Below are 15,950 nucleotides of genomic sequence, written 5' to 3'. Positions count from 1 at the left end.
GCCGCGGGCAGGCCGGTGGAAACCGGTGATTCGACTTGGTCATGGCGTTCTCCCCGTTCGGCCCGGCGAGCCGCTGCGGACGGGGTCCACGCGGGTGATCGCCGGGCATTCCATCGTTCCAGATGGAACGTGCGCTGAATTTAGATCGATTCAAGTAAAGCACGGCGCTTTGCCGGCCTGCATTCTGCGGCGCACCATCGCCACTGCCCGCCCGGGCTCCGGGGATGCGCCGACATCATGGGCACGGTGTTTTTTCCGGCCTGATCCTGATGGGCGGCGCCCCCGGATATCCGCCTCCGGCAGGGTCCACTGCCTGCCCGGACTTATTGCGCAGCAACATGCGCCAGGGCGGGCGCTGTGCTAAAAAATCCGCGTCAATCGTTTAGATCGATCCAAATAGAGGTCGACGCGCGGTTGCCTGCGAACAGGGGGGAGCGGACCGGGTCCGCCACTCGATCCATGCATTGCAAAGGCCCCGGATCCACGGGGTTTCCGGCTTCAGAACTTAGATCGATTCAAGTCCTTTCGTATCCGAAACGAATTCAATCCAGGAGAGGGAGAGAGTGGAATGAAACAGAAATCACGCACGCACGCCCGCAGCTCGCTGTCCGGCGCCATCGCGATCGCGCTGGCCGCCGCGGCCCTGCCGGCCGGCGCCTTCGCCCAGCAGGCGGCCACGCCGGCACCCGATGCCACCACCCTCGATGCCGTCACCGTCACCGGTTACCGCTACGCCATCGAGAAGAGCCTGCAGCAGAAGCGCGACGCCAACGCGGTGGTGGAAGTCATCACCGCCGAGGACGTCGGCAAATTCCCCGACAAGAACGTGGCCGACGCGCTGCAGCGCGTGCCGGGCGTGATCATCACCCGCAGCGGCGGCGAAGGTAAGAACGTCAGCGTGCGTGGCCTGTCCTCGGAGCTGACCCTGACCGAGTTGAACGGCAACTACATCGCCACCGCCGAATCCAACGGCGACCCGACCCGTTCGTTCAACTACACGCTGCTGCCGTCGAACATGCTGGGCAGTGCCGAGCTGTTCAAGTCGCCGGAAGCGCGCATCGACGAAGGCGGCATCGGCGGCACGGTGATCCTGCACACGCGCCGCCCGCTGGAGATGGAATCCAACACCGGCTTCGTCTCCGTCGAAGGCACCTGGGCCGATACCACCCGGAAGACCGATGGCCAGGCCTCGGCCTCCTACGCCTGGCACGACAAGGACGATCGCTTCGGCGTATTCGTCGGCTATACCGACCAGAAGCGCACCACCCGCACCCTGGGCGCCAGCACCGAAAGCTGGCAGTGGTATGGCCGCGACGAGGGCGGCACCGCGGTCGATGTCAACGGCAATCCCTCGAAGTTCAACTCCAACTGGTGGGGCGGCACCGGCTTCTACGACCAGAACGGCAAGTACTACACCGGCTTCATGATGCCGACCTCGGTGAACCTGGACGTCAAGGAAGAGGAGCGCGAGCGCAAGGGCGGCCAGCTGACCCTGCAGTTCAAGCCGCTGGACAACCTGACCCTGACCGCGAACTACTTCCGCTTCGACCTGTCGCAGAATTCCCAGACCCACACCATCAAGGTGCCGGAATGGAACATCGCCCGCTACTGGGGCGACGGCAACTGGGCCGGCGGGCGCCTGCTCGACGGGCTGACCATGGACCCGAGCGGCACCATCGTCACCGGCGCCGACTACAGCCGGCACCCGGGCAAGACCTATTACTGCAGCGAAGGCGAAGCCGCTGCCGGCGGCATGGCGCCGGGCGGCTGGGGCTCGGACGACTGCACCGTGCCGACCCCGCAGATCACCGGCAGCTACAACCTGGAAAAGGCGCTGTCGCAGACCGCCGACTTCTCGGCCGAATGGCAGGGCGAATCGGTTGACATCGCCTTCAAGGGCGGCCGCACCTGGGCCAAGGGCGGCCCCTCGCTGCAGTTCTCGGTGCCGCTCAAGCCGCGCAGCCAGAACGCGGACGGCAGCTGGAACCTGGGCAACCTGGCCAGCTCCTGGAACCTGGCCGGCACGCCGTCGATGGCGTTCTCGCCGGAACTGATGCAGAACCTGAAGAACGGCATCCTGCAGGTCGACCTCGGCTCGACAGGTTCGTCCTGGACCCGGAATACCACCGAGCAGAAGTACGCCCAGATCGATACCACCTGGCATAACGACGCCGGCTTCCTCGAATCGCTGCAGTTCGGCGTCAAGTACCGCGATGGCGGCATCCACCGCAGTACCGGCAACAGCTACTGGGCCTGCCCGGGCACCGACCCGGGCGACTACGGCAACCGCTACTGGAACGGCCGCTGCAACGACGTCGCCCAGCAGTTCTCGCCCGATTTCATCTACGGCATGGGCAACCTGGCCGGCGGCATCAACGCCAGCGCGTTCCCGGCCATCAACTACCCGGCCTACATCGCCTACCTGAACAAGACTTACGGGCCGATGCAGACCCGCAACGAGAACAACTTCGTCTACAACGTGGACGAAAGGATCTACGCCACCTACCTGCAGGCCAACTTCCGCACCGAGCGCCTGCGCGGCAACGTCGGCGTGCGCGTGGTCAGCACCCGCCAGCACGCCGACTCCACCGACAAGGTCACGTCCTACAACGACTACTTCTACGACGACGCCAACGGCAATCCGCTGGCGTGCCAGGACGGCGACACGGTACCCGGCGGCGCCCCCGCCGATACCTATTGCGGCAGCGAGGGCCGCTGGAGGCTCTCGGACGACCAGCAGCGCACCGAGTCGTTCGCGGTCAGCAGCCTGGACCGCAGCTACACCGACGTGCTGCCGAGCTTCAACCTGGCCTACGACCTGAGCGAGAACCTGGTGCTGCGCGCAGCAGCCTCCAAGGTGATCGCGCGACCGAGCTACAACAACATCGCCTCCCCGGGCAGCCTGGAGTACTTCAGCCCCGAATACGTCAACGACCGCCGCCTCACCGGTGGCGCCGGCGAACAGGGCTGGTACGGCTCGGGCAGCAACAAGAACCTGGAAGCCTACAAGGCCACCCAGTACGACATCGGCGTGGAGTGGTACTTCCATCCCGGCTCGGTGGTGGGCCTGGACCTGTTCCGCAAGGACGTCAGCAACTTCTCGGTGCCGGTGGTGCAGGACGTGACCCAGAACGTCGGCGGCCAGACCGTGCTGGTGCAGAACTACTCGACCACCGCCGGCGGCCGCGACGCGGTGTCGCAGGGCCTGGAGTTCTATGCCCAGCACACGCTGGACTTCGGCCTGGGCTTCCAGGCGAACTACACCTGGAACGACACCAACGAGGCGGCCATCACCCTGGAAGACGGCACCGAGATCGGCAAGTCACCGCTCGTCGGCAGCGCCAGGAACCAGGCCAACTTCACCGTGTTCTATGAAGTGGAGAAGCTGCTGCTGCGCGCCTCCTGGAACCGCCGCGGTGAAGTGGTGCAGGGCCTGGTCAGTGGCCTGAACCTCTACCAGGAGCCGTACCAGCAGATCGACCTGAACGCCGCCTACAACATCACCCCGGCACTCTCGCTGAGCGCCTCGGTGCTGAACCTGACCAAGGAAGAGACGCGCACCCACCTGGGCAACGACACCAAGGCCCGCTTCTACTCCAACAGCTACGCCGGTCGTGTGCTGTATCTCGGCCTGAACTGGAAGTTCTGATCGCTGCCCTCCGGGGCAGCCCACGACGACAGCCGCGCTGGTACAGGCGGCTGTCGTCGTTTGCATGGGGAGCGTTGCAGATGCGGGGCTCGCCCCGCGCGGGCTTCACCGGAAGCGCACCACCAGCCTCACGGCGTTCCGGCAGCCCTCAGGTCAGCGGCGTCATCACACCCTTGCGGTAGGCCGGGCGCTGCTGCAGGCGCGCGTACCAGCCGGCCAGGTGCGGCAGCTCCGGGCGCTGGATCGGCATCTCGAACCAGGCATAGGCGAACGCCCCCAGCGGGATGTCGCCCATCGCGAACGACTCGCCGGACAGCCACGGTTGCCGTGCCAGTTCGGCATCGGCCAGCGCCATGAGCTCGCCGCACCGTACCAGCGCCGCATCGATGCGCGCGGCGTCGCGGTCGGCCGGCGGGGTGCGCACCACGCCCCAGAACAGGTCGCGGAAGGCGACGGCAAAGCTCGATATGGTCCAGTCCATCCATTTCTCGCTCTGCGCGCGCCGCGCCGGATCCTCCGGGTACAGCGTGCCCAGCGCGTAGCGCGCCGACAGGTAGCGGACGATGGCATTGGATTCCCACACCGGCAGGCCGTGATCCTCGATCACGGGCACCAGCCCGTTGGGGTTCATTTCGCGGTATTCCGGCGTCTGCGTGCCGCCGAAGGCGCCGCCCACCTCGATCGACTCGTAGGGCAGGCCGATCTCCTCGGCGCACCACAGCACCTTGCGCACGTTGCTGGAATTGCGGCGTCCCCAGATCTTCAGCATGCCTGCTCCCGTTGTGGCCGATGCGAGGCCCGCACGATACGCCACCCGCACCCGCGTGGCGGCGGGGACGGGCGCAACGCTGCGGTGCATCGACGGCCGGACCCGTGCGCCATCATGCGCCCCCCGCCTTCCCGTTCCTGGGCGCGGCCTTCTTCGGCAGCGCGCGCACATAGGACGACTTGCCGTCCTTCTTCAGCTCGAACAGCCCGGTCGCCGCGAGCAGGTCGCTGAGCTTGCCGTAGCCGTAGTTGCGCGGATCGAACGAGGCCTGGTTGCCGATCTGGCTGCCGACCGGCCCCAGGTGCGCCCAGCCGTCCTCGCCTTCGGCCGCGCTCACCGCGCGGCGCAGCATCTTCACCAGCCGCGTATCGCCGCGCAGGTCGGCGCCACTCTTGCGCGGCCGCGCCTCGTCGCCGGCATCCGGGCCGACCTCGGGCGCGCTGGCATGCGGCTGGCCCAGCGCCTCCAGGTAGGTGAACTGCGAACAGGCGTTGACGAAGGGGTCGGGCGTCTTCTTCTCGCCGAAGCCATAGACCTTCACCCCGTCGGTCAGCAGGCGCATCACCAGCGGCGTGAAGTCGGCATCGCTGGAGACGATGGCGAAGCCGTCCAGGTTGCGCGCGTAGAGCAGGTCCATCGCATCGATCACCATCGCCATGTCCGAGGCGTTCTTGCCCTTGGAATAGGCGAACTGCTGGATCGGCCGGATCGCATACTCATGCAGCACCGATTCCCAGCCCTTCAGGCGCGGGCTCTTCCAGTTGCCATAGGCGCGGCGCACGTTGGCCACGCCGAAGCGCGCCACCTCGGCCAGCACTTCATCGATCTTCGCCGCCGGCGCGTTGTCGGCGTCGATCAGCAGGGCGATGCGCTTCTCGGGATCGGACACGGCGTTCTCTCCACGGCATTCGGCTGGCGTCCAGTATCGACCATCGACATGGCCGTGCGCACCCCGTGCGAAGATGGTGGCCGGTTGTCACGCCTTCCACCGGCCCCCACCGGAGTACCGCATGTCCCACGACCGCCCTCCCCGCCTGCTGATCGTCGGCGGCGGCTTCGCCGGCCTCTGGGCCACCCGCGCCCTTGCCGCGGCGAAGCTGCGCATCACCCTGATCGACCGCCGCAACCACCACCTGTTCCAGCCGCTGCTGTACCAAGTGGCGACCGCCGGCCTGTCGGCGCCGGACATTGCCGCGCCGCTGCGCCACATCCTCGGCCGCCAGCGCAACGTCGAGGTCCGGCTCGGCGAAGTGGACGCCATCGACAGACACAGCCGCCAGGTGCACCTGCGCGACGGCGGCACGCTCGACTACGACCTGCTGCTGGTGGCCAGCGGCGCCACCCATGCCTATTTCGGCAACGACCAGTGGGCGCCGCATGCGCCCGGCCTGAAGACGCTGGACGACGCGCTGGCGCTGCGCCGGCGGCTGCTGCTGGCCTTCGAGAAGGCCGAGGCCGAACCGGACCCGGCGAAGAAGGCGGCCTGGCTCAGTTTCGCCATCGTCGGCGGCGGCCCCACCGGCGTCGAACTGGCCGGCACCCTGGCCGAGATCGCACGCCACACCCTGCGCAACGAGTTCCGCCACATCGATCCGGCCTCGGCGAAGGTGCGTCTGGTCGAGGCCGGGCCACGGGTGTTGTCCAGCTTCCCGGAAGTGCTGTCGCTCAAGGCCCGCCGCCAGCTGGAACGGCTCGGCGTGGAAGTGCGCACCGGCACGCCGGTGACGGCCATCGACGCGGAGGGCTTCCGCCTGGGCGGGGACTTCATCGCCGCGCGTACCGTGGTCTGGGCCGCCGGCGTGTCCGCCTCGCCGCTGGCGCGCACGCTGGAGGCGCCGCTGGACCGCGCCGGCCGCGTGCAGGTGCTGCCGGACCTCACCGTGCCCGGCCACCCGGAGATCTTCGTCGCCGGCGACCTGGCCGCGGTGACGCAGGCCGATGGCCGGCCCGTGCCGGGCGTGGCGCCGGCCGCCAAGCAGATGGGGAGGTACGTGGCCGACGTGGTCCGCGCGCGGCTTCGGCAATGCCCCGCGCCGCCGCCGTTCCGCTACCGCGACCAGGGCAACCTCGCCACCATCGGGCGCATGGCCGCCATCGTGCACATGGGCCGGCTGAAACTCTCCGGCCTGCTCGCCTGGTGGTTCTGGCTGGCCGCGCACGTGTTCTTCCTGATCGGCTTCCGCAACCGCCTGGTGGTGCTGCTCAACTGGGCGGTGGCGTACTGGAGCTACCAGCGCAGCGCGCGCATCATCTTCGGCGACGCCGATGGCGATGGCGATGGCGATCCGCGCGACGGCGAGCCGCCCGCCCGCGGGTGAACGCCGCCGGCGATGTCAGGCGTCGCCGGGCGCGAAGCGCTCGAACACCTGTTGTCCGGTCAGCTTCTCGGTGTCGTTGGCCAGTTCGTAGAACGCCGGCTTCTCGTCGATGAAGATCTGGCTGGCCAAGGTGAAGTCGTGGTCCTGGAACAGGCCAGCCGACACGAAGTACTCGCCGTCGGGCACCAGCCGGTAGTAGAGCGTGCTGCCGCAGGTGCCGCAGAACGCGCGCTCGGCCCATTCCGACGAACGGAAGGTCTTCAACGCATCGCCATCGAAACGGACCTTGTCGTCGCAATGCACCGCGAAGAACGGACCGCCGGTCCATTGCCGGCACATGCTGCAATGGCACAGCCCGATATCGTGTGCGTCATTGGCCGTCACCTCGACCGCGCCGCACAGGCAGTTTCCCTTCATCGTCGTCTCCGTTCGTGGATGCAGAAACGCGAATCTACACTGCCGCGATGACGCGGTCGCGACCGGCCGTCGCGATTCCGGCAGGACAACGCGGCTCGGCGGCCGCGCAACGGAAAAGCCCGGGTTTCCCCGGGCTTTCCGCGTGCCGTCGAACCGCCGGACGATCAGGCGGCGAACAGCGCCTTCATCTTCTTCAGCGCGTTGGCCTCGATCTGGCGGATGCGCTCGGCCGATACGCCGTATTCGTCGGCCAGTTCCTGCAGCGTCACCTTGCTGTCGGCATCCAGCCAGCGGCGGGCGATGATGTCGCGCGAACGCTGGTCCAGGTTGGCTAGGCCCTCGCGCAGCAGCTGCAGCTGGTTTTCCTCGCTGTCCTCGCGCTCGTAGGCCTGCGACGGGTCCTCGTCGCGCGCCACCAGGTAGGCGGCCGGCGACGGCGGCGCATGGTCGTCGTCCTCGTCGGCCGGGGCGTCGAAACCGACGTCGCGGCCGGACAGGCGCGACTCCATCTCCATCACTTCACGCTCGGAGACGTTCAGGTCTTTGGCCACCGCGCTGACCTCGGCGGCGTTCATCCAGCCCAGGCGCGTCTTGGACTTGCGCAGGTTGAAGAACAGCTTGCGCTGCGCCTTGGTCGTGGCGACCTTGACGATGCGCCAGTTCTTGAGAATGAACTCGTGCATCTCGGCGCGGATCCAGTGCACCGCGAAGGACACCAGGCGCACGCCCATGTCCGGGTCGAAGCGCTTGACCGCCTTCATCAGGCCGATGTTGCCTTCCTGGATCAGGTCGCCCAGCGGCAGGCCGTAACCGTTGTAGCCGCGGGCCACGTGCACCACGAAGCGCAGGTGTGAATGCACCAGCTCGCGCGCGGCGTCCAGGTCCTGCTCGTCGCGGAAGCGGCGCGCCAGTTCCTGCTCCTCATCGACCGACAGCACCGGGATCTGGTGCACGGCACCGATGTAGGCATCCAGCGAACCCAGCGCGCTGGGAATCGGAAGATTGTTTGCCACAAGGGCAGTAGAGGTGTTCGGGCTCATAGGACCTCATCTTAGCAGTCGAACTATTGGACTGCTCGGTACAGAAAAAGTTCCAGCGTTCCAGATTCGTCGCCAAACGCCCCCGGAAACCCCTCGAAACCTTCCCGCCCGGATCAATGGAATGTCGCAGCAGCCTAGCAGGGCCACCGTCACCGCCGTATGACAGGACGCCGGGCGTTCAGCCGCCAGCGAGCCCGCTTTCCAGCGCCGCCCGGGACGGCAGGCGCCAGTCGATCGGCGCCTGCCCGCGGCGCCCCAGGTACTCGTTGGCCTGGGAGAAATGCCGGCAGCCGAGGAAGCCCCGGTGGGCCGACAGCGGCGAGGGATGCGGCGCCTTCAGCACGCGGTGGCGGCGGGTGTCGATGACCTTGCCCTTGGCCTGGGCATAGCTGCCCCAGAGCAGGAATACCAGGCCTTCGCGTTCGCGGTTGAGCACGTCGACCACGTGGTCGGTGAAGCCCTCCCAGCCCTTGCCCTGGTGGGCGCCGGCGCGGCCTTCCTCGACCGTCAGCACGGCGTTGAGCAGCAGCACGCCCTGCCGCGCCCAGGGCAGCAGGCAGCCGTGATCCGGGCGCTGGAACGGCGGCGCGACATTGCCGTCGTCCTCCAGCTCCTTGTAGATGTTCAGCAGCGACGGCGGCACCGGCACGCCGGGCATCACCGAAAAGCACAGGCCATGCGCCTGGCCGAAGCCGTGGTAGGGGTCCTGGCCGAGCACCACCACCTTCACCTGCTCGAACGGCGTGGCCTCGAAGGCGGCGAAGATCTGCGGCCCCGGCGGGAACACCCGCGCGCCGGCCGCCTTGCGCTGGCGCAGGAAGCCCGACAGTTCGCGCATGTCCGGGCGCAGCAGCCAGTCGCCGACGCGTGCCTTCCAGCTCGGCTCGAGCTGGATGTTCGGCGCTGCGCTCACAGCACCACCGCCGGCTGCGCCAGCCGGGTCAGGCGCAGCTGGAACAGCACCTTGGTCACCAGCAGGCGTTCCTCGATCGGTTTCTGCACCAGGTCGTTGGCGCCGGCCTGCAGCAGGGCGGACTGGTTGTGCGGGTTGCTGTCGCCGGTCATCACCAGCACCGGCAGGCGGCGCTTGCCGTAGCCGAAGTCGATGCGCACGCGCTCGACCACGTCGCGGCCGTTGAGCTCGCCCTTGAGGGTGACGTCGGTCAGCACCAGGTCGATGCGCCGCGTGGTGCGGCCCAGCGATTCGGCGGTAAGCAGCGAGAACGCATCTTCGGCGGTGAGCACGTGCACCACGTGCAGGTCGTGGCGTTCGAGCATGCGCTTGGTGGCTTCGGCCACCACGCGGCTGTCCTCGACATACAGCACGGTGGCGCCAGGCACCGGCTCGGGCTGCACGTAACCGCGGATGAAGGTCGCCAGTGCCTCGTGGCCCAGCGCCTTGTCGAAATAATCGGTGACGAACTCGTTGAAGCGGCGCTGCTCCAGGTGGCGCTGCGCGTCGCCGGAAACCACGATCACCGGCACGTACGCCTGCCCGGCCGCCTCGCGCACGCTGCGCGCCAGCGCTAGGCCGTCGCCGTCGGGCAGGGCCAGCGAGGTGGTGACCAGGTGCACCGGGCCGGCCGCCAGCGCCGCGCGCGCCTCCTCGACGCCGGCGCAGCCCAGCACCTCCACGTCCGGCAGCTCGCGCTGCAGCACGTCGGAGATCAGCTTGCGCACCAGTTTGGAGCCATCGACCACCATCACCCGGGGGGCGTCGCTGATCAGATGCTTGAGTTCGTGCGTGGACATGCGCGTGTCAGGTGTCGGTCGGGCGAGTCTGCCTGAGGAAGTGCCCGGTCACCAGCCACGCCCCCAGCCAGCCCAGCAGCACCGTGCCCAGCAGCACCAGCCCCGAATGCAGGGCGTCGAGCCCATGCAGGGTGAACGGACTGCCGTAGCTGCCCGACAGCGCCGCCAGCGGCGGGCGCAGGGCCAGGCCGCAGGCGCCGATCAGCGCCAGGGCCAACGCGCCCGCGCCCAGGCCGTACCACGCGCCAAGGTAGATGAAGGGGCGGCGGATGAAGCCGTCGCTGGCGCCCAGCAGCTGCAGCACGCCGATTTCCTCGCGCCGCGCCTGGATGTCCAGGCGCACGGTATTGCCGACCACCAGCACCGCGCCCAGCCCCAGCAGCAGCGACAGCACCTGCACCAGCCGCGCGCCGAAGCCGAGCCAGGCGTCCAGGCGCTGGCGCCACAGCGCGTCGTGCTGGACCAGATCGGCCTGCGGCAGGGCTTCCAGCGCCCTGGCCAGCGCCGCGTCGTCGCCACCGGCCGGGGTGACGATCAGCAGCGTCGGCAGCGGGTTCTCGCCGAGCGCATCGATCGCCTCGCCCAGCCCGGCGCTTTCGCGCAGTTCGGCCAGGCCCTCGTCGGGCGTGCGCAGCACCACGCCGGCGACATCGGCGCGCGCGCGCAGGCTCGCGGCCACGTCCTGCGCGGTGGCGCCGTCGATCGCGGGCTTGAGGAACAGATTGATGTCGCGCGACTGCTGCACGCTGCCGGCGAACACCTTGAGGTTGTCCAGCGCGATCGACAGGCCCAGCGGCAGCGCCAGCGCCAGCGCCATCACCGCCACGGTCAGCGCCGTCGCCCACGGCTTGCGCAGCGCGCGGCCGAGACTGAAAACCACGCTGTGCAGGTGATGGGCGAACCACACGCCCAGCCGCGATGGCGCCGCGGCTCCGGTATGGGCGGCCTTGTTGGCCGCGTCCTTCTTCGTGCCCTTGCTCATTCGGCCAGGTCCTGCGGCGAGATGTCGTCGACCAGGCGGCCGTGGTCGAGGATCAGCACGCGCTTGCGCATGTGCTTGAGCAGCGCCAGGTCGTGGCTGACCACCAGCACGCTGGTGCCGCGCCCGGGCAGTTCGGCGAACAGGGACATGATTTCCGCCGCGAGGGTGGGATCGAGGTTGCCGGTCGGCTCGTCGGCCACCAGCAGCTTCGGCTCGGCGATGATCGCGCGGGCGATGCCCACGCGCTGCTGCTCGCCGGCCGACAACTGGGTGGGCAGCGCCTTCTCGCGATGCCCCAGGCCCATGCGTTCGAGCACCGAACGCACGCGCTTGCCGGTATCGGCGCGGCGGTCGCCGCGCAGGATCAGCGGCAGCGCCACGTTCTCGCCGACGGTGCGGTCGGTCAGCAGGCGGTGGTCCTGGTGGACCGCGCCGACTTCGCGCCGGTGCAGGGCCACCTTGGCGCCGCGCACCTTGAGCAGGTTGCGCTCGCCGAACAGCACGGCGCCGCGGGTCGGGCGCTCGCTCAGGTGGATCAGTTTCAGCAGGGTGCTCTTGCCGGCACCGGAATGACCGGTGACGAACACCATCTCGCCGGCGGCCACTTCGAAGCTGACGTCCACCAGCGCCTGGTGGCCGCCCGCATAGTGTTTGCTGACATTGTCGAAACGCAGGACGCTCATGCGCCGATTATGCCGGAGGGCGGGCGCGGCGTGCATCGCGCGGGACGGCGGCGGAAACGAAACAGGAGCGCACCGGGGTGCGCTCCTGTGGTCGACAGGCTTGCCGGCCGCCGGCCGGAACCGTCGCGATCAATCGCCCGACAGCATCCGGCGGATCTTGCGGCCCAGGCGGGTCAGGAACGAATCGCTGTCGTTGCCGGCCGCGCGCATCGGCGTGGCCGGTACCTGCACCGGACCATTGCCGACCGCCACCGCGGCGGCGGTCTCGACGCCTTCGACCGGACGGCCATGGCGGCGACGGCGACGCTTGCGCGGCGCGCGCTCGCCTTCCACCGCGGCACCCGGCGCGCCTTCGGCACGCGGCGGGCGGGGCGGACGCGGCGCCGGTGCGGCCTCGGCCGAAGCCGCCGCCTGCTCGCCTTCCACGCGCGGCTTGCGCGGGCCACGCGGGCGACGCTCGCCGTCGCGGCGTTCGCCACGGCCACCACCGGAGGATCGACCGCCGCTGCGGCCGCCCCCACGGCGCTCCTCCTCGGCGGCACGGGCTTCGCGCGCCTCGCGGAAGATCGCGCCGACGCTCTCGTTCTCTTCGCCTTCGCCCTCGGCCGGCGCCGCGCGCTCCGGACGCGGCAGCGCGGTCAGCAGTTCCTTGGTGACCGGCTCGGAGGGAATCTTCTGCTCGATGTAGGCCTCGATGTCCGGCAGGCTCATCGCGTAGCGTTCGCAGGCGAAGCTGATCGCATCGCCTTCCTCGCCCAGCCGCGCGGTGCGGCCGATGCGGTGCACGTAATCCTCGGCGTCGAACGGCAGGTCGTAGTTGTAGACGTACTTGATGCCGTCGATGTGCAGGCCGCGCGCGGCCACGTCGGTGGCGACGAGGATTTCCAGCTGGCCCTTCTGGAAGCGGTTGAGCAGGCTCTCGCGCTTCTTCTGCGGCACGTCGCCGGACAGCACGCCGACGCGGTAGCCCGCCTTTTCCAGCGCGCGCGCCACGCGCTCGACGAACACCTTGGTATTGACGAACACCATGGTGCGCGCGCCCTCGCTGCGCGAGAGCAGGCCCAGCAGCAGCGGCAGCTTCTCCTCGTCGGACGGGAAGTAGATGCGCTGGCGCACGCGGTCGGCGGTGATGTTGTCGGTTTCCACCACCAGCTTCTGCGGCTCGTTCATGTGCTCGTAGGCCAGCTCCAGCACGCGGTGGCTGAGGGTGGCCGAGAACAGCAGGGTCTGGCGCGTGGTGCGCTCGGGCATGCGCCGCAGCAGGAAGCGGATGTCCTTGATGAAGCCCAGGTCGAACATGCGGTCGGCTTCGTCCAGCACGCAGATCTCGCAGGCGTGCAGCGAGACCACCTTGTGCTGCTTGACGTAGTCGATCAGGCGGCCCGGGGTGGCGATGATCACGTCCACGCCCTTCTGCAGCAGTTCGCGCTGCTTGTCGTAGTCGACGCCGCCGTAGACCAGGGCGAAGCGCAGGCCCGAGTCGGAAGCGAACTTCATCGCATCCTTGTGGATCTGGATGGCCAGTTCGCGGGTCGGCGCCAGGATCAGCGCGCGCGGGTCTTCCGGCTTGCGGTCGGCCAGCGCCGGCCGGCTCAGCAGCCGGTTGATGACCGCCACCAGGAACGCCAGCGTCTTGCCGGTGCCGGTCTGCGCCTGGCCGGCGACATCGCCGCCGGGCAGAGCCACCGGCAGGGTCAGCGCCTGGATCGGGGTACAGCGGGTGAATCCGGCTCCTTCCAATCCGGCCAGCAGGGCCGGTTGCAGCTCGAAGGAGGAAAAAGTCACATCAGTCAGCGGTTTGTCGCTCATCAATTCGGTCTTGGTAGTGCCAGCCGGCCAGGTTGGCCGGGCGGCTTGCATCGTATCGGGCACCGTCGCACACTGCGGCCCCTGCGCCGGGTCGCGCGACGCCAAGGCCAAGCCTGAAGTCCGCGCAATGCCCCAGTTTAGCGCAATGCGGCAGCCAACCCGGCATGGGCCGTCGCATTGCCCCAGGAGACTCCCCAAGTGAGCGATAAGGTTCTACACGTCGGCGATGCCGATTTCGACGCCGCCGTGCTGCAGTCCGATACCCCCGTGCTGGTGGACTTCTGGGCCGAATGGTGCGGCCCCTGCAAGATGATCTCGCCGGTGCTGGACGAACTGGCCGATGCCTACGACGGCAAGCTGAAGATCGCCAAGCTCAACGTCGACGACAACCGCGCCACCGCGGTCAAGTACCACGTGCGCTCGATCCCGATGCTGCTGCTGTTCAAGGACGGCCAGATCCAGGCCACCCAGATCGGCGCCGTCGGCAAGGGCCAGCTGAGCCAGATGATCGACAAGGCGCTGGCCTGACCTGATCCGCCGGCGGCCGCGCCGCCGGCTCCGGGCCAGCCATACCGTGGCCCAACGGGCGTTTCCCGGCACCTTGCACCGCCGCGCGCGGCGGTGTTAGTGTCGCCGCATCCGGCAGCGTTCGCCTGCCGCACCCTCCGGCCGGGTTCTCGTCCGGATCATTCCCAACCAGTTCGCCGCCCCATCGGGCGCTCGCACGTCAGCGAGAGGAATCAAGCACTTGTCCGAGAACACTCCTTCCGAAACCGGGAGCGCCGACGCGCCCGTCGAGAAGCGCGTGCGCAAGCCGCGTGTCGCCAAGGCCGTCGAGGCCGGCGACAGCAGCAGCCCCGCTTCCGCCGCGGCCGCCCCGGCCCAGTCCGCCCTGCCGCTGCCGGCCGGCGACGCCTCTCCCGCTCCCGCCGCTCCTGCCCCGGGCAATGAAGGCCAGGCGCCCGCGCCGGCCGGCAACCCGCAGGGTGGCCAGGAAGGCGGCGAGCCGCGCAACGGCGACGGCAACAACAACAACGCCCAGCGCCACGGCCAGCAGAACCAGCAGGGCCAGGGCCAGGGCAACCGCCGCGACCGCTTCCGCAACCGCCGCGAGCGCAACCGCGACCGTTTCCGCGACGACAACGGCATGCCGCAGGACGGCGGCAACGAACCCTTCGTGCCGCGCCCGCACCCGAACGTGCCCGAGGGCTTCCCGGCCTATTCGCTGAGCGACCTGAAGCGGATGCCGGCGCACAAGCTGCTGGAGATCGCCGAGCAGCTCAGCATCCACGACGGCGTGGCCCGCGCGCGCAAGCAGGACGTGATCTTCGCCCTGCTGAAGGTGCTGACCCGCCACGGCGACGGCGTCGCCGCCGACGGCGTGCTGGAAATCCTGCCCGACGGCTTCGGTTTCCTGCGCGCGGCCGAGGCCAGCTACCTGGCCGGCCCGGACGACACCTACATCTCGCCCAGCCAGATCCGCCGCTTCAACCTGCGCACCGGCGACCACATCTCCGGCCGCATCCGCTTCCCGAAGGACGGCGAGCGCTACTTCGCGCTGAACATCGTCGACACCATCAACGGCGAGCCGATCGAAGCGTCGAAGAACAAGGTGCTGTTCGAGAACCTGACCCCGCTGTTCCCGCGCAAGCGCTTCACCCTGGAACGCGGCAACGGCTCCTCGGAAGACATCACCGGCCGCATCCTCGACCTGATGGCGCCGCAGGGCAAGGGCCAGCGCGCGCTGATCGTCTCCCCGCCCAAGGCGGGCAAGACGATGATGATGCAGCAGATCGCCACGGCCATCACCACCAACCACCCGGAAGTGCACCTGATCGTGCTGCTGGTGGACGAGCGCCCGGAAGAAGTGACCGAAATGCAGCGCACCGTGCGCGGCGAAGTGGTTTCCTCGACCTTCGACGAACCGGCCGCGCGCCACGTGCAGGTCGCCGAGATGGTGATCGAGCGCGCCAAGCGCCTGGTCGAGCACAAGAAGGACGTGGTGATCCTGCTGGACTCGATCACCCGCCTGGCGCGCGCCTACAACAACGTCGTGCCCAGCTCCGGCAAGGTGCTGACCGGCGGCGTGGACGCCAACGCCCTGCACCGCCCGAAGCGTTTCTTCGGCGCCGCGCGCAACGTCGAGGAAGGCGGCTCGCTGACCATCATCGCCACCGCGCTGGTCGAGACCGGCTCGAAGATGGACGAGGTGATCTACGAGGAGTTCAAGGGCACCGGCAACAGCGAAGTGCACCTGAACCGCCGCATCACCGAGAAGCGCGTCTACCCGGCCATCGACATCAACCGCTCCGGCACCCGCCGCGAGGACCTGCTGATCGAGCCGGAACTGCTGCAGAAGATCTGGATCCTGCGCAAGCTGCTGCATCCGATGGACGAGATCGCGGCGATGGAGTTCCTGCTGGACAAGATGAAGAACACCAAGTCCAACGACGAGTTCTTCGGTTCGATGAAGCGCTGATCGCAGCGCGCATCGGCTTCAAGCAAAAACCCCGCCTGCGCGGGGTTTTTGC

General features: G+C 68.6%; 13 protein-coding genes. 4 read left to right on the top strand and 9 right to left on the bottom strand.

Annotation, left to right across the window (positions count from 1 at the left end; genetic code table 11):
• Positions 1–568: 568 nt before the first annotated feature.
• Entirely contained in the window at positions 569–3,649 is a 3,081-nt protein-coding gene (locus AC06FP_RS11090; protein ID WP_478075523.1) for a TonB-dependent receptor, read from the top strand.
• Between the two features lie 148 nt (positions 3,650–3,797).
• Here the strand turns inward: AC06FP_RS11090 and AC06FP_RS11085 are convergent, their stop codons facing one another.
• Positions 3,798–4,418 (bottom strand): glutathione S-transferase family protein, encoded by a 621-nt coding sequence (locus tag AC06FP_RS11085; RefSeq protein WP_456117909.1) that lies wholly within the window; start codon positions 4,416–4,418, stop codon positions 3,798–3,800.
• 112 nt (positions 4,419–4,530) lie between these two features.
• On the bottom strand, positions 4,531–5,307 hold the full coding sequence (locus AC06FP_RS11080) for an NYN domain-containing protein (RefSeq protein WP_478075522.1): 777 nt from the start codon (positions 5,305–5,307) through the stop codon (positions 4,531–4,533).
• 121 nt (positions 5,308–5,428) lie between these two features.
• Here AC06FP_RS11080 and AC06FP_RS11075 point away from each other — a divergent pair, with 121 nt between their 5' ends.
• Positions 5,429–6,736: an NAD(P)/FAD-dependent oxidoreductase gene (locus AC06FP_RS11075; RefSeq protein WP_478075521.1), complete on the top strand. Its 1,308-nt coding sequence runs from the start codon at positions 5,429–5,431 to the stop codon at positions 6,734–6,736.
• 15 nt (positions 6,737–6,751) lie between these two features.
• Here the strand turns inward: AC06FP_RS11075 and AC06FP_RS11070 are convergent, their stop codons facing one another.
• From AC06FP_RS11070 to rhlB, 7 genes are all read right to left on the bottom strand, one after another.
• Positions 6,752–7,153 carry a GFA family protein gene (locus tag AC06FP_RS11070; RefSeq protein WP_478075520.1) on the bottom strand — a complete coding sequence of 134 codons (402 nt, stop codon included), beginning with the start codon at positions 7,151–7,153 and terminating at the stop codon, positions 6,752–6,754.
• A gap of 164 nt (positions 7,154–7,317) precedes the next feature.
• Positions 7,318–8,193 (bottom strand): RNA polymerase sigma factor RpoH, encoded by an 876-nt coding sequence (gene rpoH / locus AC06FP_RS11065; protein WP_456117905.1) that lies wholly within the window; start codon positions 8,191–8,193, stop codon positions 7,318–7,320.
• A 178-nt stretch (positions 8,194–8,371) separates the two neighbouring features.
• Complete coding sequence (gene ung, locus AC06FP_RS11060; protein WP_478075519.1) at positions 8,372–9,106, bottom strand: uracil-DNA glycosylase; 735 nt, start codon at positions 9,104–9,106, stop codon at positions 8,372–8,374.
• Positions 9,103–9,945, bottom strand: coding sequence for a response regulator (locus tag AC06FP_RS11055; RefSeq protein WP_456117903.1), 843 nt, complete (start codon positions 9,943–9,945; stop codon positions 9,103–9,105). The genes ung and AC06FP_RS11055 overlap by 4 nt, the downstream gene beginning before the upstream one ends.
• A gap of 7 nt (positions 9,946–9,952) precedes the next feature.
• Positions 9,953–10,927: a permease-like cell division protein FtsX gene (gene ftsX, locus AC06FP_RS11050; RefSeq protein WP_456117902.1), complete on the bottom strand. Its 975-nt coding sequence runs from the start codon at positions 10,925–10,927 to the stop codon at positions 9,953–9,955.
• The gene (ftsE, locus tag AC06FP_RS11045) at positions 10,924–11,610 is read right to left on the bottom strand and encodes a cell division ATP-binding protein FtsE (protein WP_456117901.1); all 687 of its coding nucleotides are present in this window, start codon (positions 11,608–11,610) and stop codon (positions 10,924–10,926) included. Before ftsE ends, ftsX begins: the two co-directional genes overlap by 4 nt.
• Positions 11,611–11,739: 129 nt before the next feature.
• On the bottom strand, positions 11,740–13,419 hold the full coding sequence (rhlB, locus tag AC06FP_RS11040; protein WP_456117900.1) for an ATP-dependent RNA helicase RhlB: 1,680 nt from the start codon (positions 13,417–13,419) through the stop codon (positions 11,740–11,742).
• A gap of 198 nt (positions 13,420–13,617) precedes the next feature.
• Here rhlB and trxA point away from each other — a divergent pair, with 198 nt between their 5' ends.
• Positions 13,618–13,947, top strand: coding sequence for a thioredoxin TrxA (gene trxA, locus AC06FP_RS11035; RefSeq protein ID WP_054661500.1), 330 nt, complete (start codon positions 13,618–13,620; stop codon positions 13,945–13,947).
• Positions 13,948–14,167: 220 nt separating this feature from the next.
• A complete protein-coding gene (gene rho, locus AC06FP_RS11030; RefSeq protein ID WP_478075518.1) occupies positions 14,168–15,898 on the top strand; it encodes a transcription termination factor Rho in 1,731 nt (576 codons plus the stop codon).
• Positions 15,899–15,950: the final 52 nt, after the last annotated feature.

The sequence above is a fragment of the Stenotrophomonas sp. Steno-Z2 genome (assembly GCF_056393235.1).
The sequence above is the reverse complement of the archived record's forward strand: the minus strand, read 5'-3'. Positions and strand labels throughout refer to the sequence as shown.